The following is a 23,488-nucleotide window of genomic DNA, read 5'->3' as shown; positions in this document are numbered from 1 at the left end:
TAGTTATAAAGCTTAGTATTTTATATTTATATATTATTTTTTATATTTTAAAGCTAATAAAACTGTTGCTGATATAACCATTAAAAGTAATACTGATGCAACTATTATAAACTGTTTACTTTTATTATCTAGTTTATTTACTTCTTTAGTCTCTTTATTTTCATCTACATCATCTAACTTATAATTTAAATCTTTTATATTTCCTTCTCTATCAATTACTATAGTATCGCCTTTTAATGACTTTGTGAGATCTAAATCATTTAAATATCTAGTACTTAATGCTAAATCCTTCATTTCTGTTGATGCAATAACCATCATACCCTTATCTTTATTATATGGCGATTTTGTAAGTTGTATAGATGATAGTTGTTTTGAATAATCTCCTATGAATTTTATCTTTTCGTTGCTTTCAAATCCTAAATAATCTTTATTAAATTTTAAATTTAGATATTTATTAACATCTTTTATAGTTAAATTATTAGTTGGAGTTCCTATTATTATTAAATTACTTTTTTTATCATCTGATTTTAAATCACTTGATTTTATAAATCTTATATCTCCATTGTTATATTTAATACTATGACCTATATAGGATATTATACTACCTATTTGCGTTAATGCTGTTGAGTCTAATTTATCGGGTACTACAACTACTGTATCATTAACTTTATCATCCTTAACAAATGGATACGGATAATTTTTCATAGTTAAATTATTGGTATCATTGTAATCAAATTCTATATATGATTCATTTGATATATATGCAAATGGATTATCAGTATCTCTAGTTACACAAGCTAAATCTAATAGTTCTAAATTAAATACAATTTTGATTTGATAATAATTTTGATTTAAAGTTTCTTTTGGAAGGTTAAGCTCTACGGTATCATTATTGGCATTTTCCTTTGTTAGTTTCTTGCTTCCTATAGGTATATTATTTACATATATAGTTACTAAAGATCTTTCAAAATCTAAATTCTCACCATATCTAATATTTAAATTTATTTTACTACCTTCTTTAACTTCTTTGCTTTTAGGTATACTTATATCTATTATTGATTCTTGTGTAAATGGTCCTTTCAATGTAATATTATCATAACCTAAATCTTTAAAATTCAATCTATTTTTATTTTTATAATTATATATGTCATCTACATCCGTACCTTCATTTATAATTATGCTATCTTTGTTTAATTCATTTATTAAATCTTTACTATTTATAAGTTTGCTAGCTTTTTTAAGTAGTTCTTCATTATTGGATATTATGATAAGCATTTTTTTATTTTTATCAAATATTGAATTTGTATTTTTTATAATACAATTTTTATCCAAATCTTCTTTTTCTTTTGCAGTTAATAAATTAAGTATTTCACTTGAAGTATTACTTTTATTGCCTATATATATAACATTTTTATCCTTGTTTTTAAATTGAGAGTATAGATTTATATCAAAATTAACATTATCATTTATTATTTTTTCTCCAAAACCACTACTAAGTATCATAGCCGAAGTTAATTCTTCACTTGAATAATTATCTGGTATTAATATACTAGTTTCTAATTCATTTCTTCCATTTTCATTTATATAAGTATCTTTGTACTCGCTTATCAAATTAGATGTTGGCTTATAATTATAGGATACACTTATATTTGATTCCTTATGTACTACTAACCAGTTAGCTGTATTTGAGTCATCTCTACAAACCTTATCAGAAATAGTTTTATAAGCTTTTATCTCTACTTTATTATAACCTGTCTTTATTAAATCTTTTGGTATATCTATATTTATTTCTTTTTTATATTCCTTATTTCCATCTAATCGTTCTGAATGGATTGGCACATCATTTACAATTATTGTTATTGTAGAATAATTCACATCTAATAGTTCACTTTTTGTAAATACTAAGTTAATCTTAGTTTTTTCAACTAAAGCATTTTTAGGAACTTCAAAATATTTATTAGTACTACTTATAACCCCATTCATAGTTATGTCATTTTTAAATTTGTAATTTTTTACATTTTGCTGTGCAAAAACTATATCACAGCTTGTAAAACTAATAATTAATGATATCATTATTGCTATTAATCTCATTTTATTTTCTCCTAAAATCGTTCGGTTTTATACCACTTAACTTCTCTTTTGTGTATAGCGTCAGAAAAATACCCAACCATTCCTTTTATAGCAACAAATAGCCACATTTGAGAATATGTAAAATACATAAGCCCAACTAAAAATATATTGCTTAAATTACTCTCTCCCTTTTCCATACTAAGTGTTATAGATACCTGTATTACAAATAGTATATATGATAGTATCCATATAGTAAAAAAATCAAATGGGATATTTATAGTTACTATTTTAAATATTCCTAAAATAAATATTATATCTGATAATACAACAGATGTTAAAAATAGAAAATATACTGAAAAGAAGTATAGTATATCAAACAGCACTCTATTTTGTTTGCCCTTAAATAAATTAGTAATATACTTAACTAATACATATATATTTCCCTTTACCCATCTTGTTCGTTGCTTTATCCATACATTTACAGTTTCTGGTTCTTGCTCCCAGGTTACTGATTGAGGGACATATGTTATTCTTTGTCCCATTTTATAAATCCTAAAACTTATTTCTGTATCCTCTGCTATTGCCTTTGTGTCCCATCCTCCTAATTTTTCTATAGTACTTCTTCTAAGTACAAAATTAGTGCCTGGTATAGTACAAAGACCTAATAATTGTTTTCTACCTGCTTGAGCTATCCATTGAAAACTTAGAGTTTCTATATTTATAAACTTAGTTAATATGTTTTTATGCTTGTTTCTAGTTCTAAATTTTCCTATAACAGCCCCTAGTTTTTCATCTTTAACTATGGTCTGTATCAAATATCTTAGTGCAGTTTTTTCTGGTGTATTGTCAGCATCATATATTGCAATATATTCTCCCTTAGATATTTGATATCCTATATTTAGTGCATTTGATTTTCCTTTACCACCTGTTATATTATCCGTATTTATGATGGTAAAATTATAATTTCTATATCTATTTTTTATATTTTCTAATATTTCCTTGGAATTATCACTAGAATTATCATTTATAACGATAAGTTCCATTTTATCTATAGGATAATCTAGTAGTAATAAAGATTCTACAGTTTTACCAATTACCTTGCCTTCATTATGTGCTGGTACTAGTATTGATACAAAAGGGAACTCTTTTAATTTTTCATCTTTAAATTTAAGACTCTTTAAATAATATATATATCCACTTATAGCTAGTATTATATTTGTTAAGAGTATAGCCCATATAGATGATAAGGAAATTAAAAATATATAATCTACTAAACCTATCATAATTATCTCCTTGTAAACTTTCGTCTATTTATAATCTTAAATACTATAAAGATTAATATAAATATTAGCAATACTACAACAACAAACTTTACAACTATATCATTTAACTTATTTATAGACTTATTAAACACTAAATCATTGTGTTTTCTTATAGATTTATACTTATCATAACTTGTTATTATATTCTTGTTATTTGATTCTATTTTTATATCATCTATATTTATATAGTTGTTTTCTTTTTTTAAATCTAAAAAGCTTACATTTTTAGATTTAAGATATTCTATACACTCTTTTAAATAGTTTGTGTCTACATCAGTATGGAAAAAAAATCCTCCAGTATGACCTCTTACCATAGATAGTTTATAATAATTATATTTTATTTTATCTACCGCTAATTTGTCATCTTTAGCTATATATCCTAAATTTTCCGGTATTAGTGTATTAAAATTTTTACTATCTTTTATTATATATGGAAATGTACTCATATTAAAAATTTCACTATTATTTTGGTATCTCCCCATATATGTAGATATGTATTTTTTGATTTCTTTATACCCATCTTGAATCATAGCATATTTTTGTGCTTCAAATCCCAATGGGTATATATCATTTTCTATACATAATCTTAGTCCACTTAATAACCTATTTTTAATATATATATTTATATCTTCACTTTTACTATTTAATATCTCTTTATTAAAAAATTCATACTCATCTTCATCTGATTTTTCTTTTCTATTATGATAGTATCCATTTAATATAACACTACCACCTTTATCTTGCATATATTTTATAGTATTTATAAAATTTTCATCTAGAGTGATTAATTCTTTAATACTCTTATCTCGATAAGTAGGTGTTAAAGATATTATGAATGGTATATTTTCTTCATATAAATAATTAGCTAAATCCTCTAATTTTTTTGTGTCACTAAGAGGATTTACATCTTCTATTTTTACAAATATTTTACTTTCTTCAAAAGAAGTTCGTTCAAAGAAATCATTTAACGTATCTTCAAATATATAAGATTCATACATGTTCCAATCAGATATATAATACAAATTTTTATCTTGCAATATATATGGGTATGTGTTATATCCATCACTCATAGTAGCAATAATATTACTTTTACTACTTGGTTGTATTATGTTGTAATCACTTTCATTTTCTAATACTATATCGTCTCCTTTATAGTTTAATCTTGTTATATTATTATTTTTATATATGTACTTTATTGAATATTTATTATTATACTCTAGTAAATTTGCAATTTTATCCCCTATCCAGTATATACGTTTATTGTAATTATTAATATCTTCTAAAAATATTTTATTCTCTATATTATTGTTTATATTTATAACAAAGACATAGTCATAATTGTTTAAACATCCTTTTTTATAATCATTTATATTAATATTGTCCACTTTATTATTAAATACGTATAGTAGCTCATTAAGGTGATTTACTGTATTAACATTAGACTTAAATTTAGTTTTAGTTTCATAAACTATAAGAGATTTTTTATTGCTATTATTTTCACTATAAATTCCACTTGAACTTGCTAAAATTATACTAATTATAATAGTTATTTCTATTATAAATTTTTTTTTAAACATCATATTGTAATTCCTCTTGTACATATGTTTTATATTCAATAGGAGACTTTATATTTTTTTTATACTCTACTGCTGCTATTTTTGTGTCTATATTTATGTAATTTTTATTATTTTTCAAGCTTAGACTAAGTTCATCTATACCTGTTTTTATTCTTTCTTTTACTATATTAGCACCAAATTCATCTGTATTTGGCATTATTATAGCTATAGTATCATTTTCTATTGTGTATCTTTCATCTTCTATTCTTGTAGACTTTACAACTATATTGCTTATATCTTTCATTAGTTTGTTAGTTTTAACTTCCCCAAGTATGTTCTTTATTTCTTTATAGTATGGTAAGTTTATAAGCATTAAAGATAATTGAGTTTCATGCCTTTTAGCCTTACTCATCTCTCTTTCTAGATTCATATAAAATGCTTTTATATTAAATAATCCTGTATCCTCATGTATAGTAACCAAATTTTTATATTCATTTTCTAGCTTAAGATTTGATTGTTGAAGATTATTTATACTATTTGTAAACTTTCCTGTTGTATAAGATATTATTGGCATAAATATCATCCATATATAAGACATATATGTTATTTCTACATTTTTCGTTAGATTTATATAAAATATATATGCTGCATATATAAATATAGAAACTGATGTTGCTATAAGCCCTATAATTATTCCCCCTGTGTAAGTCATAATTATAGTAAAAAATGTTATACAAAACATTATAAAACTTAAATTTTGTGTTTGAAATTTAATATCAAATACAAATAACATGGTGATTATAAATAACTCTAATATTAGTCCTAAAAAATATCCATCTATCTTTTTGGAAATTCTATTCATATTTTCACTACTTTCTTTTATTCATTCTTCTGATTAAATTTAATTTTGATATATTTTTTCAATAATATCGACAATGTATTTGCTTGCAAGCCCATCTCCATAAGGATTTGAAGCCTTTGACATCTCATTATATAATTTTTTGTTAGTTAGTAATTCCTTTGTGTATTTATATATGTTATCTTCATTTGTACCTACTAATTTTAAAGTTTTAGCCTTAATCCCTTCTGGTCTTTCGGTAGTTTCTCTCAATACAAGAACTGGCTTCCCAAGAAATGGAGCTTCTTCTTGTATGCCTCCACTATCTGTTAGTATTAGATATGACTTATTTAATAAATTATGAAATTCAACTACACTTAAAGGTTCTATTACATGTACCTTTTTATTACCTTTGAATTCTTCTTTAACTAAATCTCTTATTTGAGGATTAAAATGTATTGGATACACTATTTCTACATCATCAAATTCCATAGATATTTTATTTACTGCTTTAAATATATTCTTCATATTGCTACCTAGATTTTCTCTTCTGTGGCATGTTAAAAGTATCATTCTGTTTTTTCCTATTTTGTCAGTTATTTCACTTTTGTATTCCTTATCTATAGTGGTTTTTAATGCATCTATTGCAGTATTTCCAGTTATATATATTTTTTCAGGATTTTTTCCTTCTTTTATCAAATTATCCTTTGATTTTTCTGTTGGTGCAAAGTGTATATCAGCTATAACAGATGTTAACTGTCTATTTAACTCTTCTGGAAAAGGAGAATATTTATTATAGGTTCTTAAACCTGCCTCTACATGACCTACTTTAACTTGATTATAAAAAGCAACTAAGGATGATATAAACGTTGTAGTTGTATCTCCATGTACAAGTATTATATCTGGCTTTACTTCTTTTATAACTTTATCTAACCCATTCATTATATTCGTGCTTATTTGAGACAAAGATTGATTTGACTTCATAATATTTAAATCATAATTAACCTTTATGTTAAATACGTCTAGTACTTGATCTAACATTTCTCTATGTTGTGCTGTTACACAAACTATAGACTCTATATTATCTCTAGACTCCAACTCTTTAACTAAAGGTGCCATTTTTATGGCTTCAGGCCTAGTCCCAAATACTGTCATTATTTTCATTTACTTCACCCCTGTATATTATTCCATAATAATTTTTATCTATATTATTATCTCTCAATATATTACATTAACTACAATATGATGTCAAAATTTATTGTTATTTATTATTTTTTTGTAGATTATATTTTTATTTTGATATTATTTATTATATTTTTTATTACTAAATTTATTCTATCAATTATAAATTAAGCATACCATTAAACTGTTAATATGTTCAAAGGTATGCTTCTCTTATATTTTAGTGTTTAATATAAATTAAGCTTCTTTACATAAATAAGTATTCCCATCAACTGATTGTATAACACCTAAACTACCTAATTGACCAATTGCATATATAGTATATATTCTATCTGGATTTAATTTAACCCTTAACGGAAAAACTACATCTTTACTTTCACTTACTACTAATTTTACATTATACGTTCCTGGGTTTACATCTACATAACTAGTTCCCTCTCTAAATCCGATATCTTCAAAGAATGTCTCTCCATTTACTAGTATATCTACTGCTGGTGCATTTGGTGATAAATGTATAACTCTAAATGTAGAATATTCGCTTGATGGTTGTTTTTCTGAATAGTCTTTTATAACTAATAAAGATAAATCCCCTATATTCCCTGTCACTGCTACGGTATACATTTGCCCTTCATCTACTTCAAGCATTTGATTTATAACTGGATTTTCAGTAGTTCCAGATAAGTATATACCTACTGTATGTTCTCCTTCTTCTAACTCTAAATACTCTGTAAATTCCATAAAATCTAATCCGCTAAATACAAGTGCCCCATCAATATAAATGTCTACTTTACCGATTTGTGGAGCGGCCTGAAATACTCTAACTAAAGATTTTCCTTCTTTTATTTGTAAACAATCCATTTTAAATCCCCCTTGATGACAATGTTCATTCTTTATATAATATGTGTCCATTATTTTATTTGTTACTTTATAAGTTGATTTCATATATTTTCATTTTTTTAATGCAATGTTTGTATAGATAAACTACTATTAAAATATAAATATCTTATACTAGATTTAATTAAATTGAGGTGATTTTTATAAAAACTTTAGTTATACAAATAGATGTTAATTCTAATAAATTAAAGAATATATCCACTATAGAGAGATATATAAATTTAGCCATTAATAAATCTAAAATAGATTTAGTTATACTTCCAGAAATGTTTTGCTGCCCTTATGATAATAAGAATTTTCCTGTTTATTGTGAGGTAGAAGGAGGAAATCTTTATAATATTTTATCTGATATAGCTAAAAAATATAATATATATTTGGTAGCTGGATCCATTCCTGAAAAAGATAATAGTAAAATATATAATACTTCTTATGTTTTTGATCGATGTGGAAATAAGATAGCAAAACATAGAAAAATACATCTATTTGATATTTCTATAGATGCTGGCCAAAAATTTTTAGAATCTGATACATTATCATCTGGAAATGATGTTACAGTATTTGATACTGAATTTGGAAAAATTGGTCTTTGTATTTGCTATGATTTTAGATTTTTTGAGATATGCAAAATAATGGTTGATAAAGGCGCTAAGGCTATAATAGTTCCTGCATCATTCAACATGACTACAGGACCTATTCATTGGGAGCTACTATTTAAATCTAGAGCTGTTGATAATCAAGTTTATACAATAGGATGTTCTTCTTCCCGAAACAATAATTCTTCTTATATATCTTATGGAAACTCTATTTTAGTTTCTCCATTTGGGGAAGTATTAAATAGATTAGATGAAAAAGAGGGCTACTTTATAGCAGATATCGACTTTTCATATGTTGAAAAAATAAGAAATCAACTACCTTTATTAAAGCATCGTAGAAATGATTTGTATAATGTATCATATACAGATAATTCTAAAGTATAAATTTATTTTAATATATTATCTTAGTTTAATTTATTTGTAATTATTGAACTAAGTTTTTAGCTTTGTCAAAATCTAATACATAGTTAATAATAGATATCAACTTACTCCCTACTTCTATATCTTCATCACTTGCTAACCTTATATATATTCTTAACTCTTCCCAAAGCTTTTCTTTACCTAGATCTTCATTGCTTATATTATGAAGATCTCTTATTACTTCTATAAGATTTATTTTTTTACTTTTATTTAGTGTATCATGATTTTTAATATAATCTATTGAAGAATCTACTAATTTAGTTAATTCCTTTTTATATTCTCTTATACTTAATTCTTTTTTGTATCCTAATAATTCTTTCATTAATTTTTCTAAATCAGATTTTGAGTAATTCCATACTCTACCATCATATTTTTTTATATTTTCTATACATGAATTATATTTATCTATTAGTTCTTCTAATCCTATAACTATTTCTAAATAGTTATTTTCTTCAATTAAGTTTTTACATCTATTTATATCCTTATCAATCTCTCTTATTGTTTTATTCACATTTAGTCCTCTTTTCTATTTTAATTATAATTTTTATTATTATATATAATATATCAATTTACTTAGTTAATAAACATATTTTATCTCACTATTGTTATTTAAAATATTATACCTTTTTAATATTTTAGTTTATCTAATCTATTAATATAGAAAATATTTACTTTTAACAAAAAATAGCATAGATAAAATATCTACGCTATTAAATAATATTTTGTAATTTAATTTTTTTCTTTATATTTATAAATATTATATAAATTATATATATTTATAATAATTATAAGCGCATTAGATATGGCAACAGGATATGCTTTTACATATAATCCGTAAACTACAAATAAAAAACATCCTATAGAATTTATAATTCTAAGCTTTACTATAGATGTCATCGTTAATGATATAACTATAAATAAGGATGCTGAATATCCAATCCATTCAATAGGGTCAAAGCTAATCATAAAATTATCTCCTTTTTATTTCTTATAACTATTATTTGATATTTATATTTTTATATAACTATTTTATTATTATAGTAGTATTAATAGGTATATTATCATACATCCATCTAGCATTTTCTGTAGCTAATCTTATACATCCCATACTTATAGCTACTCCAAGTCTATCATCTATTACATAAAGTCCCTTAGGATCATATAGTATTGAGTGGTAATAGTAATCATCTACTATATTCATTGCATATTTTGCTGAACTTTTTTCTCCCCCTATAGCAGGATACTTTATACCTGACTTAAATATACCCTTTATTGTAGGAGTTGAGCTTTTTCCTACAGTGCTACTCCAAACGTGCAGTACCTTAAATCTATCATCTACTTTTTTTAATATATAGGTAAGTTTATCTTTAGTAGATGTAATTATAATATAGCCTGTATCACTTTTTATATGATTCTCATTTACAAACTCTTCCATATTTTTATCAAATTTGCTGTAATCTATCTGTCTATAGTATCTATTCATAAATAATATTTCACCTTCTCATAATAATATTTATTATAATTATGCTAATTATAAACTTTATGTGATATTTCAGTTAATTTAACTATTATTGTACGAATGTAAAAATATTAAGTTTATTTTTTACACTCGCTAAACTGATTGGTATTACTTAACTGTAATAATTATCTACTAATTTTTGAAATATCATAATTTCCTTAAGCGTAAAAAAAGTGAAGTTTTAAAACTTCACTTTTTAAGTATTATTATGTTTCATATACTTATATGATTTAACTATACATCGAGCTTGATTTATAGTATATATTGATATTTCATAGGATGATGTTATTATAAAAGTCGATACTACTCCTACTAAGAAATCATAGTCACCTAATGCCATAATCTCCTCCAGTATTGCTTTTATTATATTATATGAAACTAAAATTTTATAGTTACATTAAGCTACTTCTTTTTTCCTTTTATTAACTTTATTTAAGTTTGGAATACCAAATGTTATAGCTATTATTCCACAAGCTAACATTAACCAAGGATAATGTAGATATTTAATTAATTCAACAGGAGATATTCCTACCATCCCTGCAGCTGTTAATACTTGTGCACCATATGGAACTATGCCTTGCCAACAAGATGAGAATATATCTAATATACTTGCAGTTTTTCTATTATCTATATCAAATTTTGTAGCTATATCTTTTGCAAGTGGCCCTGCTGTTACTATTGCTATAGTGTTGTTTGCTGTACATAAATCTACTATACTTACTAATGCTGCTATACCAAACTCTGCACCTTTTTTAGTTTTTATTTTACTACTTATAAAATTAAGTATAAAGTCTATTCCACCATTTAATTTTATAAGTTCTACAAGTCCTCCGATTATTATAACAAGTAGACATAATTCATACATTCCTGATATACCACCTGATATAGCTTCTATAAATCCAAATAACCCAAATGAATTTGTAAATAGTCCTATTGCACCTGCAAATACTACTCCAAAACTAAGTAAAACAAATACATTTACTCCACATAAAGCTCCTAATAACACTCCTAAATATGGTAAAACTTTTATAAAATCATATCTATAGCTTGTGCTACCACCTAAACTATACCCTGATGTTATAGTAGCTAATAATATAGCAGTTATAATAGCTGCTGGTAAAACTATTAAGAAATTTACTCTAAATTTATCTTTTAATTCACATCCTTGAGTTTTGGTTGCTGCTATTGTAGTGTCTGATATCATAGATAAATTATCTCCAAACATAGCTCCACCTACAACAGCTCCTATTACTAATGGTGCTGGTATTCCTGTTTTAGCTGCAATTCCTATGCCTATTGGCCCAAGTGCTGCTATTGTTCCCATTGATGTTCCCATAGATATAGATATAAAACATCCTATTACAAATAACCCTGATACTAAAAGATTAGGAGGAAGAATTGATAAACTTAAATTAACAGTTGAGTCAACACCTCCCATTGCCTTAGCTACACTTGAAAAAGAACCTGCAAGTATAAATATCATAATCATAGATATTATATCTATATTACCTGCACCTTTACAAAATACTTCTATCTTTTCTCCTAAACTAACTTTTCTATTAAGAGAAAATCCTACTATAGTTGCGATTATAAATGCTACTATTGCTGGCATTTTATAAAAATCCCCAGTTATTACCCCGCTACCTAAAAATACTATTAAAAATACACCCAGTGGTAATAATCCTAATATACTACCTTTTTTTGCTTCTTCTTTCATAATATACCTCCCTTTATATTAAAACTTCTAAAGAGTATAATTTTAATTTATTTAAATATACCTGATATTTTTTAATAAAAAAAACCTGAGATAACTCAGGCTTTGACAGCAAAAATTATACTCTCATCTTTCAGCTTATGCTGCAGGATTTAGCACCCGTATAATAATACTGGTTGCTGGGCTTCGTCGGGCCAGTCCCTCCGCCACTCTTGATAAGAATTATTTAATTATTTATATAATAGTTAATTTTCACAATTTTGTCAATATTATTTTTTAATTATTCTAATAAATCTACTTATAAATTATATATATTAATTTTTTATACATCTTAATTTATTATGATATATTAGCAAATAAAAAAAGTCATAATTAAATTATGATTTAATTATGACTTTTATGACTATTTATTAATAAATACAGATTTTAATATATTTAATATTTCAGTAAATATCTCAACATTAGATTTTACATTTTCTTTAGCCACTACTATATCTGCTGTTACATCTGTTGCAACTTCCGCAACGTCTTTTACATTTTCACTAATATCGCTGATATTATCAACTAAATTAGGTAATTTACCTACTACTGTATGTATGTCATCAGAATTTGTTGATACCACTGTATTGATATTTTTAATAAATTCATTAATATTTTTTAAAGTTATTATTAAAAATATTAATGCACCTATACCTAATAATGCTAGTATTATATATATTACATTTAAATCTATGTACATAATGTTATTCTCCATAGCAATTATTCTTTATCCTTAGCTTCTTGTGGAGCTTGTAATAATTCTACAACATTAGTATCTACTACGTCTTCATTTTCTTTCTTTTTACTATCTAAATACTCTTTTATTCTTCTCTTAGATTCATTTACATTTGTAGTTAATTTTTCTTTTGTTTTGGCAGCCTTTTCACTTACATTTGTGTTTATATCTTTAGCTGTATTTTTTATATCTTCTCTAGTTTCTTTTCCTGACTTAGGAGCTAATAAAACCCCACCTAGTATTCCTGTTATAGCACCTGTTGCAACACCTAGTGTAGCTATTTTTATCTTTTTATTTCTTTCTTTTGCTTTTTTAGCTTTTTTCTTTTGTTCTATTTTTTTTGCTAAACTCATGCTCATCACTCCTATTGTTAATTTGTATTATACTATTTTTTACTATTTTTCTAATATTTCTAATACATATATACCCAAATTAGTAAGTTTTAAAACAAAATAATTTATTTTTCTATTTATTTTTTTATATTTCAGCTAAATTAAATTATATAAATTAAACTTACATTTTATTTATACGTATGCACATAATAATATAATAATTATGGAAGGTAGGAATTGCTATGAAACATAAAGATATTAAGAAATTTAGTATATTACTTTACATTATTTATATTTTATCTATAATATTTTTTCTATTTAACAAAGAATTTGGAAAAAGCGTAATTAGCTTAATTTCGCTTATAATTACTTTTGTGCTTACTAAAGCTTATTTAAAAAACTTAGCTATACTTGACTACCCATTGTACATAATTGGAAACATTTTTATATTATCTTCTTTTTTACTAGGTTCATGTTATGGACTTTACGATATAATCCCATTTTATGATGATTTTCTTCATTTTTGGTCTGGATTTATATCTGTTAAAATTGGATTTAATATACTAAAAAATATTAGTAGTAAAAATAATAAACTTTTAATATGTATGATTCTTTTCTTCTTTGCAATGGGCATATCAGCAATTTGTGAAATATGTGAATATTTACTAGATGTCTTATTTAAGATGAATACGCAATCTGGCGGTTTAAAAGATACCATGATGGATTTAATAGATGCTTCATGTGGTGCTTTTTTTATGATTGTATATTACTATAGAAAGTATTTAAGGTAAAATATTATATTAAACTCAACACTATTAAATATAAACAAAGCTACTTAACATATGTTAAGTAGCTTTGTTTATATTTAATATATCTTTTTACAGTAATCATTGTTGAATATAAATAAACAATGAATTATTATATATTTTTCTATAAAAGCTAAATTGTTTAGCCTAGCCTTTTAATAGCTCCTTGGCTTACTTAAGAATTCTTGAACACGTTTCTTCTCTTTCTCACGTTTAGCTTCTTGTTCTTCTTGCTCTTGTTTTAATGCATCTTCATATTTAATGTATTCTATTCCAGCTTCTTCAAATAGCTGCTGGCCTAAGCCTGTAGGATACTCTCCTTTAAATATTACTTTTTTTATTCCTGCTTGAATAATAGATATTGAGCAAAATACACAAGGTTGAGTAGTAGCATACAATGTAGCTCCTTCACAGCTTATTCCATGTTTAGCACATTGTATTATAGCATTTGCTTCAGCATGCCCAGCTCGACATAGTTCTAAGCCTTGTCCTGAAGGTATACCTCTTTTTTTTCTCTCGCAATAGCCAATATCTGAACAATGAATAGTTCCAGCAGGACTTCCATTATAACCTGTAGCTATAATTTGCTTTCCTTTTATAATTACAGCTCCTACTTGTCTTGAAACACACGTACTTCTAACTTTACTATCTTCGGCTATATCCATCGCCCACTCTGTAAATAATTTTCTCATATGATATGCTCCTTCTGTTCATTTATTATTTATAAATATCTTTATATGTCAAAATCCCTATAACCTTAGTTAAATCTAATCATTATACCCGCATCTATAATCTTATTTTTTATTTTCTTAAAATCATCTTAACTCACACGTCATTATTTTTTCAAGAGTTATTATAAATTTGTAATATTTAACTACTTATTTAACATAAATGTATATAATATATTTTTTTAGTAATAATATTACTATCCCTTTAATCATGCTCCTTAGTCATTAATTTTATATAGCTTTATTTTTCAGTTTATTATTAAAAAAAGACAGAAATAAATTCTGTCTTTTTTTAATAATAGCCCTTAAGCATCTACTTAAAGGCATAATATATATTTATATAACATAAAGTTTTGAAATTATCTTATCATATTTACCTCTAGCCAAGCAAATACCACCTGCATACTTTATATATTCTTCTTCACTAAGTTTTCCTTCTTCAACTTCACTAAATCTATCAATAATATTAGAATTATCTAAAAAATCTTCTACACTTTCTAATATACAAATTAAATTTATCTTAAACCCATCTGAATTTAACTTTCTTTCTTGTTTTTCTTCTTTTAAATACACTACTTCATGTTCTTTGTCTAACGTAACCTTTACGAAATCTGAAAGCCTCTTTTCTGTTGGTAATAATACTGAATATTTTTCCATATCTAAAAATATTTCATACAATTCTTTTAGTCTTGCTAACTCTGAACTCATCCTTAATCTCCTTTATATAGCCTACCTATTAATCGTGGTTATACTTTGTACTTTCATTATAATTTCATCTACTTAATTCGTCAACTTTTTACACTAAAATGGTTTTAATTACTAAAAAAAGCATTGAGTTGTTTACTGACTTTCAACTCAATGCCTGTTAATTATTTATTTTTTTTATTATATTCTCTTAGTAGCTGTTCTTCACCCATTTCTACTAATCTTCTACTCATCACACCACCTAAGTTTCCACCTATATGTCCATTTTTATATGATGTATCATTAGATCCATCTATATGACTATTTGATATTCCTAGTTCATTTGCTATTTCTAGTTTCATTTGATTTAGAGCTTGTTTAGCATTACTTATTGCTGGTTTTTTAGACATTTTAATACCTCCTTAAACTTTCTTATATATTTTTATCAAATTTAAATGATATTATTATGTATTTTTGATTTATAAGATTATTAAAATGCTTTTACCTAATATAAAACATTAAACTAAAAAATCACTTGGTTTTATCCAAGTGATTTTTTTATATTAAGAAATCTTCATCTTTTAATTCTTCATATACACCTTTTTGATATCCATTACCTTTAGTCGAGAAAAAGTCGTGATTTTTGGTTTCTGTACTTAGCCCATTTAGTACTATTGGGTTTATTTCACTTACTTTATAGTATTCATTAAACCCTAAATTCTCTAATGCCCTATTAGCATTGTATTTTAAGAAATTTATAACTTCACTTTCAAGACCGCTATCTTTGTATATAGTGTTTGTATAGTTTATTTCATTTTCCATTAAATCTTCAAGTATTTTGTACATTCTATCTTTTAATTCTTCTTTTTTAGCTTCTTCAAACTTTTCATATATTTCTTGAGAAAGAAGTCCTATATACTTTCCATGTAGTGATTCATCTCTAAGTATAAGAGATATTATTTCTCCACTTGCAACCATTTTACCTTGGCCTGCTAGATATAGTGGATAGAAAAAACCTGAGTAGAATAAAAAGCTTTCTAAGAATACACTTGTTACCATAGATAAATATAAACTTTCTTCATCTTTTGTATTTTTATATTGGGCTAGTACTAAGTCCGCCTTTTTCTGAAGTGTTTCTTCACTTTCTATCCATTTAAATAATTCTTCAATTTCATCATTAGAAAGCAGTGTCATAAATATAGATGAGTAACTTTTAGCATGTATTTCTTCCATAGTTCCCATAAATGATAATACTGCTTTTCTTTGAAGGTTATCTGTAAGGCTCATCATAGATGGTACCCCATCATTTCCTTGCTTAGTGTCTAGTAATGTAAGTCCACCTAATACTTTTTTATATAATTCTTTTTCTTTTTCATTTAATTCATTAAATACTTTTAAATCTTTTGAAACTGATATTTCCTCTGGTAACCAAAATTGTTTTACATTTTGTTCCCAAAAGGCTTGAGTAAATCCATCATCTTCTTTATTCCAGTTTACTGCTTTGTGTATTTTTTCTAATTTAAATATCATAGTACTCCCCCTTATACTGAACACATAAGACACTCATTGTTGTCTCTAGTCATTTTAGTTCTTGTGTAGTAAAGACTTTTTAGTCCTTTTTTGTAAGCATATATATATAATCTAGCTATATCTCTAGTTGTTTTATCATCTGTTACAAATAATGTTGTTGATATACCTTGGTCAACATGATTTTGGACTGTTGAAACTATATCTATAACTTTTCTCATATCCATTCTATATGCAGATTGGTAATAAAGCATGTTTTCATTAGTTAAAAATGGCATAGGATATATAGTTGTAGAATCACCATATGTTCTAACTTCAACCGGCTCTGTAATTGGCATTATACTTGATGTTGCATTTTGAACATAACTAATACTTTGAGTTGGTGCTATTGCTGTTAAGTATGCATTATATAATCCATGTACTTTTACTTCATCTAATAAAGCTTCCCATTCTTTAGTTGTAGGTATATGTATACCTTCAAACAATTTTTTTACTTTATCTGTCTTAGGTAAGTATGAATTTTTATAATATTTTTTTAATACATTACTATCTTTTCCTTTTGCATATTCTGATTTTTCAAACCCAACAAATGTTTTATTTCTCTCTTTAGCTATATTCATAGATGACTTTATAGCAAAATGTCTAACTATTGCAAAAAATACATTACAAAAGTCTATTGCTTCTTCTGATGTATATAGTATATTTTCTCTTACTAAGTATCCATGTAAATTCATAGCTCCAAGACCTACTGCATGTGACGAATCATTTCCATTTTTTATTGTTGGCACTTCATTTATACTAGTGTTATCAGAAACAAAAGTTAATGCTCTTATTGCAGTATCAATCGTATTTTCTATATCTTTATTATCCATTACATTAGCAATGTTTAAAGAACCTAAATTGCAACTTATATCTTGTCCCCATATATTTTCTCCAGCATATCCTTTTATATTTGATGGTGTTTGGTATTGAAATATTTCACAACATAAATTAGACATTTTGATTTTACCAACGTCTTTTAGTATATGTTCTCTATTTGCAGTATCTAAAAATACAACATATGGGTATCCACTTTCTTGTTGCATCTGTGCTATCTTTGTTAGCATTTTTCTAGGATTTATTTCTTTTTTTCGTATATCTTCATCATTTTTTAAAATATCATACCATTTTTCCATATCCATCTCATCAAGATTTATATTATATTTTTTATAAACAGAATGAGGATAAAATGCATAAGCCACCTCATTTTTCTCTGCCAATTCCATAAATTTATCTGGTATTAATGCCCCTAAAGATAATGATGCTAATCTTATTTTTTCATCTGCATTTATCTTTTTGGTATCCATAAGTAATTCAAAATCTGGATGAAATACACTTAAATATACAGCCCCGGCACCTTGTCTTGCACCCATTTGGTTAAAGTAGGTAAATGACTGTTCTAGCATTTTAGCAACTCCTACCACACCGCCTGCTGCTCCTTCTATGTCTTTAATAGGGTCTCCTGAAGCTCTTAACCTTGATAGATTAAGTGCTACCCCACCACCTATTTTAGACAAATGATTTGCTGATGAAATTGCATATGATATACCTTCTGTACTATCTTCTATAGATATCAAAAAGCACGATACCATTTCTCCTGCTCTAGCTCTACCTGCATTTAAAAATGTAGGTGTTGCTGGTTGAAATTCTTGTTTTACTAGTTTCTCTGCTAATTTTCTTACTAAATTTTTATCACCATTTCCAAGTGCTAAAGATACTATAAGAACTTTATCATTATAGCTTTCTAATATTTCTTTATTGTCATTAGTCTTAAGTGCATAGTTTTGATAAAACTTATTTGCACTCATATATGAATTAAATTTAAATCCATAATTTTTTATGATTCTTTCTACTTCTTTTATAAAGTCTATATCATATCTTTCTATTACTTCTTTAGAATAGTAATTATTATCTATTAAATATGATAGCCTTTCTTCAAGACTATTAAATACCTTTGTTCTAGGTTTTATATATTCATTTATATAACTGTATAATGCTTCTTTATCTTTTTCTAATTGATATTTTCCTTCTTTATTTTTTATTATGACTTGATTATTTAGTTCTATCCAGTTCATTTTTCCCACCTTTTATTTAATGTTTTACTAATCATTATCTACCACTTATAGATATAATATTTAAACCAAATACTATATATTGTATATACACCAATAAAAGTATTCTTAATCTATTATTATATTTTATTTTTTTTATTCTTTTTAATATATAGTTTTTTCAACACATAAGGCATTGATAATTTTTTATAATTGCTTTTTTTATTTACAAATAATATTCATTATGATATTCTTAAGTTAAGTGGGAACTTATATTTTATATAAGTATTACGCTAGCCCAAATAAAGGCACTTATCTTTTGATAGGTGCCTTTCCGTTTTTATAAGTACAAAAAATTTCTTTACAATACATAAATAAAGAACTACAATGTTTTTGAAAAGATATCTAACTAGGGGTGCCTTTTAGGCTGAGAAATGATAAATTCATTAACCCTTCGAACCTGATGTAGTTTATACTACCGTAGGAAAGTTACTTTTGTGTTTATTAATAGCTATAAAACAAATATAGTCTATTTATTAATACATATTTTGAGAAGCTTTGCCTTATGGTAAGGCTTTTTTTATTTATTAAAATATAATAAGGGGGATTTTAATATGATGTATACTACTCAAATGGATGCTGCTAAAAAGGGGATAATTACTAAAGAAATGGAAATAGTAGCAAAAAAAGAAAATATGGATGTTAATATTTTGAGAGAGCTAATATCTAAAGGTAAAGTAGCAATACCTGCTAATAAAAATCATAAATCTTTAAATCCTGAAGGTGTAGGCGAAAATCTAAGAACCAAAATAAATGTAAATTTAGGTATATCAAAAGATTGTTGTGATATTGATGAAGAGATGAAAAAGGTTAATTTGGCATTAGATATGAAAGCCGAAGCTATAATGGATTTAAGTTCTTTTGGTAAAACCAAAGAATTTAGAAAAAAACTTATATCATCTTCTAATGCTATGATAGGAACTGTTCCTATATACGATGCTGTTGGTTTTTACGATAAAGAATTAAAAGATATAACTGCTAAAGAATTTTTAGATGTAGTAAGAAATCATGCAAATGATGGTGTAGACTTCGTTACTGTACATGCTGGTATAAACAAAGAAACTGCATCTGTTTTTAAAAGAAACAAAAGACTTACTAATATAGTATCTAGAGGCGGTTCTTTAATGTATGCTTGGATGGAGCTTAACCAACGTGAGAACCCTTTTTATGAATACTTTGATGAATTACTTGATATATGCGAAGAATATGACTTAACATTAAGCCTTGGAGATGCTCTAAGACCTGGGTCTATAAATGACTCTTCAGATGCTTGTCAAATAAAAGAATTAATGATATTAGGTGAACTTACTCTAAGAGCGTGGAAACGAAATGTTCAAGTAATAATAGAAGGTCCTGGACATATGTCATTAGATGAAATTGAGTCTAATATGTTACTTGAAAAGAAACTTTGTCATGGTGCACCATTTTATGTGCTAGGTCCTATAGTTACAGATATAGCCCCTGGATATGATCATATAACAAGTGCTATTGGAGGTGCCTTAGCTGCTAGTTATGGAGCTGACTTTTTATGTTATGTAACCCCAGCAGAACATTTAAGACTACCTAACTTAGATGATGTTAAAGAAGGTATTATAGCTACTAAAATAGCTGCTCATGCTGCAGATATCGCAAAGAAAATTCCTAAATCTAGAGATATAGATAATCAAATGAGTAAAGCTAGACAAGAACTTGATTGGGAAAAAATGTTTGAACTTGCTATTGACCCACAAAAAGCTAGAAGATATAGAAAAGAGTCAACTCCTAAACATGATGATAGCTGTACAATGTGCGGTAAGATGTGTTCTATGAGAAATATGAATAAAATAATGAGTGGTAAAGACTTAAATTTATTAAGAGCAGATAATTAGTTACATACTTAATTTAATATTATAAATATCTATTATATTCTTTGCATAACTAAGTTTCATCATATTTTAATGATTTACAAAAGAATACATAAAGTGGTATACTGTCCTTTATAAATATATATTTTTGGAGGAATATTAATGGCATTTATAATATTAATATTAGGTTTTATTTTCCTTATAAAGGGTGCTGACATATTTGTCGATGGTGCTGCTTCAATTGCTAGAAAATTTAATGTTCCAGCTATGGTTATAGGTCTTACTATAGTAGCTATGGGTACATCTGCACCTGAAGCCGCAGTAAGTATTACATCTTCATTAGCAGGACAAAATGATATGAGTGTTGCTAACATCGTAGGCTCTAACTTTTTTAACATACTTGTAGTGTTAGGTGTATCTGCAATAATTGCAAAGTTACCAGTTCAAAAAGATACTATAAAAAAAGATACTCCATTTTTAATAGGTATAAGCTTTATGTTGTTACTATTTTCACTTGATTTACATATAAATAGATTTGAAGGTATTTTTTTCTTATTAGTATTTGCCTACTTCTTAATAAATACTGTAAAAAGTGCTAAAAACTCTAATAATGAAGAAGACTTATCTGGTGGTGAAAGTGCTATAGCTATAGAAGCTGAAGTAAGTGAAGATGTTCCTATGTTTAAAACAATTATATTAAGTTTAATTGGTATAGCAGGAATTATTGTTGGTGGAGATATGGTTGTTGATTCTGCCACGACTATTGCAACATCATTTGGTATGAGTGCAAACTTAGTTGGACTTACAATAGTTGCAGTTGGTACTTCACTTCCTGAATTTGTTACTTCTATTATGGCTATAAAAAAGGGTGAAACTGAAATAGCTATAGGTAATGTAATAGGCTCAAACGTATTTAATATACTTTTAGTTTTAGGTTTAGCTACAACTATAAGTCCGATATCTATAAGTACATTTGCTCTTATAGATATAATATTTATGACATTTATAACAGTTTTACTTTATATCTTTATGAAAAAAGATAATTGTCTTGTAAAAAAACAAGGTTTTATATTAATAGCTTTATATATAGTATATATGATATATACTATAGTTAGGTAATCTAAAAAAGGAAGAACATAATTATGTTCTTCCTTTTTATTCGCTTATTATATTTGTATTATTTATATTCTTATATTCTAATTTATTTATTGCAAATATAATTCCAAAACTTATGATAGAAATTATTATTGAGCATATAAATATGGCTTTCATTCCATATAAGTCTATTATATTTCCATATATAAGTTTTATAACTGATGACCCAATTCCTATACAAAAAGTGTATATAGTCATGGCTGTAGTGTATAATTTTTTTTCTACTACGTTTCCTATAAAGTCAAAAACAGTTATAGTCATTATAGCTATTGCTACACCATGAGAAGCTGATGCTAATATAAATAATGCTATATTATTTGTAAATGTATATATTATCCATCTAATAAAAAGTGCAATTGCACTTACAGTAATCATTTTTGTATTTCCATATTTTTTTAAAAGATCTTTGGTCTTAACCATAAAATAAAGTTCTGGAGCTACCATAAACACAGTCAACATTCCTACAAGTTCCTTGCCTGCTCCTAAGTTTAATAAATGTATACCTTGGTAGGCGCTTACCCCATCACTTAAGGCAACAATACTTATACTTGCTAAAAGTATTAACACATATTGTTTATTAGTAAATAATTTTTTTATATCTACTTTTAAATTTAACTTTTCTTTAGACTCCATTTCTTTAGGTGTATTTAAATATGGAGTTATAAATAAACATAGTAGCATACTAAACATAAACATGTAGAAAAATGCCAAATCATTTCCTGTTAAATTCATTATATGACCACAAATAAAAGCAGATAGTGCATATCCTATAGAACCTAATACCCTTACTTTTCCATAATTTTTATTTTGTTCTTTACAATATGAAGTTGTTATAGTATCTGCAAGTGGCAATAATGAATTTCTAAACATTTCAAAAAATATCGCTACTATAAATATCGGTATAAAAGACGTTGTTTTTGAATATAAATATCCCAGTAAAAATGCTACTAATACATTTATCCATAATATAAGCTTTTGTTTTTTTATAATATCACTTATAATCCCCCATATAGGTACAAGTGCTATACCAATTATAGATGGTATTGATACTATAATCCCTATTTGCGATGGACTAAAGTTTAATGTTTTTTCTAAGTATACAGGTAAATAAGTCATAAATGACCCCAATCCTATAAACATACATAAGTATTTTATATAAAATTTAGACATAATATTCCTCCTCTTATAAGAATATACCATAATATTGTTAGTTTTTGTACAATCATTTTTTTTATATTTTTTAGAAAATTTAGGTATATTTATTAGTATTTAAGGTAATTATTTAAATAAATAAAAAAAGTGTGTACATTTGCTTAAATAAGTGTTACACTTAAATTACAGTAAATCAAGAAATAATCTTGATGTAGGTTTATAGGAGA

General features: G+C 25.8%; 23 protein-coding genes and 2 riboswitches. Of the genes, 4 read left to right on the top strand and 19 right to left on the bottom strand.

The window, feature by feature from the left end; genetic code table 11:
• Nucleotides 1-33 precede the first annotated feature (33 nt).
• The 6 genes from ABHC41_RS03340 to ABHC41_RS03315 all read right to left on the bottom strand — a co-directional run bounded on the left by ABHC41_RS03340 (nt 34) and on the right by ABHC41_RS03315 (nt 7,826).
• Complete coding sequence (locus ABHC41_RS03340) at nt 34-2,091, bottom strand: cellulose biosynthesis cyclic di-GMP-binding regulatory protein BcsB (protein WP_092925214.1); 2,058 nt, start codon at nt 2,089-2,091, stop codon at nt 34-36.
• Nucleotides 2,092-2,102: 11 nt separating this feature from the next.
• Nucleotides 2,103-3,353: a glycosyltransferase gene (locus ABHC41_RS03335; protein ID WP_166505626.1), complete on the bottom strand. Its 1,251-nt coding sequence runs from the start codon at nt 3,351-3,353 to the stop codon at nt 2,103-2,105.
• A 2-nt stretch (nt 3,354-3,355) separates the two neighbouring features.
• Nucleotides 3,356-4,972 carry a DUF2334 domain-containing protein gene (locus tag ABHC41_RS03330; RefSeq protein ID WP_176698668.1) on the bottom strand — a complete coding sequence of 539 codons (1,617 nt, stop codon included), beginning with the start codon at nt 4,970-4,972 and terminating at the stop codon, nt 3,356-3,358.
• Nucleotides 4,962-5,810: a diguanylate cyclase gene (locus ABHC41_RS03325; RefSeq protein WP_092925208.1), complete on the bottom strand. Its 849-nt coding sequence runs from the start codon at nt 5,808-5,810 to the stop codon at nt 4,962-4,964. The genes ABHC41_RS03330 and ABHC41_RS03325 overlap by 11 nt, the downstream gene beginning before the upstream one ends.
• Nucleotides 5,811-5,849: 39 nt before the next feature.
• The gene (gene wecB / locus ABHC41_RS03320) at nt 5,850-6,950 is read right to left on the bottom strand and encodes a UDP-N-acetylglucosamine 2-epimerase (non-hydrolyzing) (protein ID WP_195238254.1); all 1,101 of its coding nucleotides are present in this window, start codon (nt 6,948-6,950) and stop codon (nt 5,850-5,852) included.
• Nucleotides 6,951-7,205: 255 nt separating this feature from the next.
• Complete coding sequence (locus ABHC41_RS03315) at nt 7,206-7,826, bottom strand: DUF4397 domain-containing protein (RefSeq protein ID WP_195238256.1); 621 nt, start codon at nt 7,824-7,826, stop codon at nt 7,206-7,208.
• 170 nt (nt 7,827-7,996) lie between these two features.
• On the opposite strand from ABHC41_RS03315, the gene ABHC41_RS03310 reads away from it, so the two are divergent.
• Complete coding sequence (locus tag ABHC41_RS03310) at nt 7,997-8,839, top strand: carbon-nitrogen hydrolase family protein (RefSeq protein ID WP_195581602.1); 843 nt, start codon at nt 7,997-7,999, stop codon at nt 8,837-8,839.
• A gap of 40 nt (nt 8,840-8,879) precedes the next feature.
• Here ABHC41_RS03310 and ABHC41_RS03305 read toward each other — a convergent pair whose 3' ends face one another.
• The 7 genes from ABHC41_RS03305 to ABHC41_RS03275 form a co-directional block, all read right to left on the bottom strand.
• On the bottom strand, nt 8,880-9,386 hold the full coding sequence (locus ABHC41_RS03305) for a hypothetical protein (protein WP_195238258.1): 507 nt from the start codon (nt 9,384-9,386) through the stop codon (nt 8,880-8,882).
• 218 nt (nt 9,387-9,604) lie between these two features.
• Entirely contained in the window at nt 9,605-9,841 is a 237-nt protein-coding gene (locus ABHC41_RS03300) for a YgjV family protein (protein WP_166505631.1), read from the bottom strand.
• A 58-nt stretch (nt 9,842-9,899) separates the two neighbouring features.
• The gene (locus ABHC41_RS03295; protein WP_195238259.1) at nt 9,900-10,358 is read right to left on the bottom strand and encodes a L,D-transpeptidase; all 459 of its coding nucleotides are present in this window, start codon (nt 10,356-10,358) and stop codon (nt 9,900-9,902) included.
• A 232-nt stretch (nt 10,359-10,590) separates the two neighbouring features.
• Nucleotides 10,591-10,734, bottom strand: a complete 144-nt coding sequence (locus ABHC41_RS03290) for a hypothetical protein (protein ID WP_166505632.1) — start codon at nt 10,732-10,734, stop codon at nt 10,591-10,593.
• A gap of 57 nt (nt 10,735-10,791) precedes the next feature.
• Nucleotides 10,792-12,111, bottom strand: coding sequence for a Na+/H+ antiporter NhaC family protein (locus ABHC41_RS03285; RefSeq protein WP_092925196.1), 1,320 nt, complete (start codon nt 12,109-12,111; stop codon nt 10,792-10,794).
• A gap of 120 nt (nt 12,112-12,231) precedes the next feature.
• Nucleotides 12,232-12,330, bottom strand: a riboswitch (SAM riboswitch).
• Between the two features lie 181 nt (nt 12,331-12,511).
• Nucleotides 12,512-12,847 carry a hypothetical protein gene (locus tag ABHC41_RS03280; RefSeq protein WP_092925194.1) on the bottom strand — a complete coding sequence of 112 codons (336 nt, stop codon included), beginning with the start codon at nt 12,845-12,847 and terminating at the stop codon, nt 12,512-12,514.
• Nucleotides 12,848-12,867: 20 nt separating this feature from the next.
• The gene (locus tag ABHC41_RS03275; RefSeq protein ID WP_240275736.1) at nt 12,868-13,236 is read right to left on the bottom strand and encodes a YtxH domain-containing protein; all 369 of its coding nucleotides are present in this window, start codon (nt 13,234-13,236) and stop codon (nt 12,868-12,870) included.
• Nucleotides 13,237-13,457: 221 nt separating this feature from the next.
• On the opposite strand from ABHC41_RS03275, the gene ABHC41_RS03270 reads away from it, so the two are divergent.
• Nucleotides 13,458-14,006: a hypothetical protein gene (locus ABHC41_RS03270; RefSeq protein WP_092925190.1), complete on the top strand. Its 549-nt coding sequence runs from the start codon at nt 13,458-13,460 to the stop codon at nt 14,004-14,006.
• Between the two features lie 170 nt (nt 14,007-14,176).
• Here ABHC41_RS03270 and ABHC41_RS03265 read toward each other — a convergent pair whose 3' ends face one another.
• From ABHC41_RS03265 to nrdE, 5 genes are all read right to left on the bottom strand, one after another.
• Complete coding sequence (locus tag ABHC41_RS03265) at nt 14,177-14,713, bottom strand: cytidine/deoxycytidylate deaminase family protein (protein WP_092925188.1); 537 nt, start codon at nt 14,711-14,713, stop codon at nt 14,177-14,179.
• Nucleotides 14,714-15,085: 372 nt separating this feature from the next.
• Nucleotides 15,086-15,457, bottom strand: a complete 372-nt coding sequence (locus tag ABHC41_RS03260; RefSeq protein ID WP_092925186.1) for a hypothetical protein — start codon at nt 15,455-15,457, stop codon at nt 15,086-15,088.
• A 161-nt stretch (nt 15,458-15,618) separates the two neighbouring features.
• A complete protein-coding gene (locus ABHC41_RS03255) occupies nt 15,619-15,843 on the bottom strand; it encodes an alpha/beta-type small acid-soluble spore protein (protein WP_092925184.1) in 225 nt (74 codons plus the stop codon).
• A gap of 148 nt (nt 15,844-15,991) precedes the next feature.
• On the bottom strand, nt 15,992-16,963 hold the full coding sequence (nrdF, locus tag ABHC41_RS03250) for a class 1b ribonucleoside-diphosphate reductase subunit beta (protein WP_271893409.1): 972 nt from the start codon (nt 16,961-16,963) through the stop codon (nt 15,992-15,994).
• Between the two features lie 11 nt (nt 16,964-16,974).
• Nucleotides 16,975-19,074, bottom strand: a complete 2,100-nt coding sequence (nrdE, locus tag ABHC41_RS03245) for a class 1b ribonucleoside-diphosphate reductase subunit alpha (RefSeq protein ID WP_271893407.1) — start codon at nt 19,072-19,074, stop codon at nt 16,975-16,977.
• Between the two features lie 377 nt (nt 19,075-19,451).
• A riboswitch (TPP riboswitch) is annotated at nt 19,452-19,554 on the top strand.
• Nucleotides 19,555-19,664: 110 nt separating this feature from the next.
• On the opposite strand from nrdE, the gene thiC reads away from it, so the two are divergent.
• Together thiC and ABHC41_RS03235 are read left to right on the top strand one after the other, a co-directional pair.
• Nucleotides 19,665-20,978 carry a phosphomethylpyrimidine synthase ThiC gene (gene thiC / locus ABHC41_RS03240; protein WP_092925177.1) on the top strand — a complete coding sequence of 438 codons (1,314 nt, stop codon included), beginning with the start codon at nt 19,665-19,667 and terminating at the stop codon, nt 20,976-20,978.
• Nucleotides 20,979-21,116: 138 nt separating this feature from the next.
• A complete protein-coding gene (locus tag ABHC41_RS03235; protein WP_092925175.1) occupies nt 21,117-22,073 on the top strand; it encodes a calcium/sodium antiporter in 957 nt (318 codons plus the stop codon).
• Between the two features lie 36 nt (nt 22,074-22,109).
• On the opposite strand, the gene ABHC41_RS03230 is transcribed toward ABHC41_RS03235, so the two are convergent.
• Nucleotides 22,110-23,279: an MFS transporter gene (locus tag ABHC41_RS03230; protein ID WP_166505637.1), complete on the bottom strand. Its 1,170-nt coding sequence runs from the start codon at nt 23,277-23,279 to the stop codon at nt 22,110-22,112.
• Nucleotides 23,280-23,488 lie beyond the last annotated feature (209 nt).

The organism is Romboutsia sp. 1001216sp1, from assembly GCF_039841805.1.
Classification (GTDB): Bacteria; Bacillota; Clostridia; order Peptostreptococcales; family Peptostreptococcaceae; genus Romboutsia_C; species Romboutsia_C hominis.
The sequence above is the reverse complement of the archived record's forward strand: the minus strand, read 5'-3'. Positions and strand labels throughout refer to the sequence as shown.

Bases quoted from the DNA above. Each gene is read 5' to 3' on its own strand.
- ABHC41_RS03340 (WP_092925214.1), bottom strand. From the start codon at position 2,091: ATGAGATTAATAGCAATAATGATATCATTAATTATTAGTTTTACAAGC.
- ABHC41_RS03335 (WP_166505626.1), bottom strand. From the start codon at position 3,353: ATGATAGGTTTAGTAGATTATATATTTTTAATTTCCTTATCATCTATA.
- ABHC41_RS03330 (WP_176698668.1), bottom strand. From the start codon at position 4,972: ATGATGTTTAAAAAAAAATTTATAATAGAAATAACTATTATAATTAGT.
- ABHC41_RS03325 (WP_092925208.1), bottom strand. From the start codon at position 5,810: ATGAATAGAATTTCCAAAAAGATAGATGGATATTTTTTAGGACTAATA.
- wecB (WP_195238254.1), bottom strand. From the start codon at position 6,950: ATGAAAATAATGACAGTATTTGGGACTAGGCCTGAAGCCATAAAAATG.
- ABHC41_RS03315 (WP_195238256.1), bottom strand. From the start codon at position 7,826: ATGGATTGTTTACAAATAAAAGAAGGAAAATCTTTAGTTAGAGTATTT.
- ABHC41_RS03300 (WP_166505631.1), bottom strand. From the start codon at position 9,841: ATGATTAGCTTTGACCCTATTGAATGGATTGGATATTCAGCATCCTTA.
- ABHC41_RS03295 (WP_195238259.1), bottom strand. From the start codon at position 10,358: ATGAATAGATACTATAGACAGATAGATTACAGCAAATTTGATAAAAAT.
- ABHC41_RS03290 (WP_166505632.1), bottom strand. From the start codon at position 10,734: ATGGCATTAGGTGACTATGATTTCTTAGTAGGAGTAGTATCGACTTTT.
- ABHC41_RS03285 (WP_092925196.1), bottom strand. From the start codon at position 12,111: ATGAAAGAAGAAGCAAAAAAAGGTAGTATATTAGGATTATTACCACTG.
- ABHC41_RS03280 (WP_092925194.1), bottom strand. From the start codon at position 12,847: ATGTACATAGATTTAAATGTAATATATATAATACTAGCATTATTAGGT.
- ABHC41_RS03275 (WP_240275736.1), bottom strand. From the start codon at position 13,236: ATGAGTTTAGCAAAAAAAATAGAACAAAAGAAAAAAGCTAAAAAAGCA.
- ABHC41_RS03270 (WP_092925190.1), top strand. From the start codon at position 13,458: ATGAAACATAAAGATATTAAGAAATTTAGTATATTACTTTACATTATT.
- ABHC41_RS03265 (WP_092925188.1), bottom strand. From the start codon at position 14,713: ATGAGAAAATTATTTACAGAGTGGGCGATGGATATAGCCGAAGATAGT.
- ABHC41_RS03260 (WP_092925186.1), bottom strand. From the start codon at position 15,457: ATGAGTTCAGAGTTAGCAAGACTAAAAGAATTGTATGAAATATTTTTA.
- ABHC41_RS03255 (WP_092925184.1), bottom strand. From the start codon at position 15,843: ATGTCTAAAAAACCAGCAATAAGTAATGCTAAACAAGCTCTAAATCAA.
- nrdF (WP_271893409.1), bottom strand. From the start codon at position 16,963: ATGATATTTAAATTAGAAAAAATACACAAAGCAGTAAACTGGAATAAA.
- nrdE (WP_271893407.1), bottom strand. From the start codon at position 19,074: ATGAACTGGATAGAACTAAATAATCAAGTCATAATAAAAAATAAAGAA.
- thiC (WP_092925177.1), top strand. From the start codon at position 19,665: ATGATGTATACTACTCAAATGGATGCTGCTAAAAAGGGGATAATTACT.
- ABHC41_RS03235 (WP_092925175.1), top strand. From the start codon at position 21,117: ATGGCATTTATAATATTAATATTAGGTTTTATTTTCCTTATAAAGGGT.
- ABHC41_RS03230 (WP_166505637.1), bottom strand. From the start codon at position 23,279: ATGTCTAAATTTTATATAAAATACTTATGTATGTTTATAGGATTGGGG.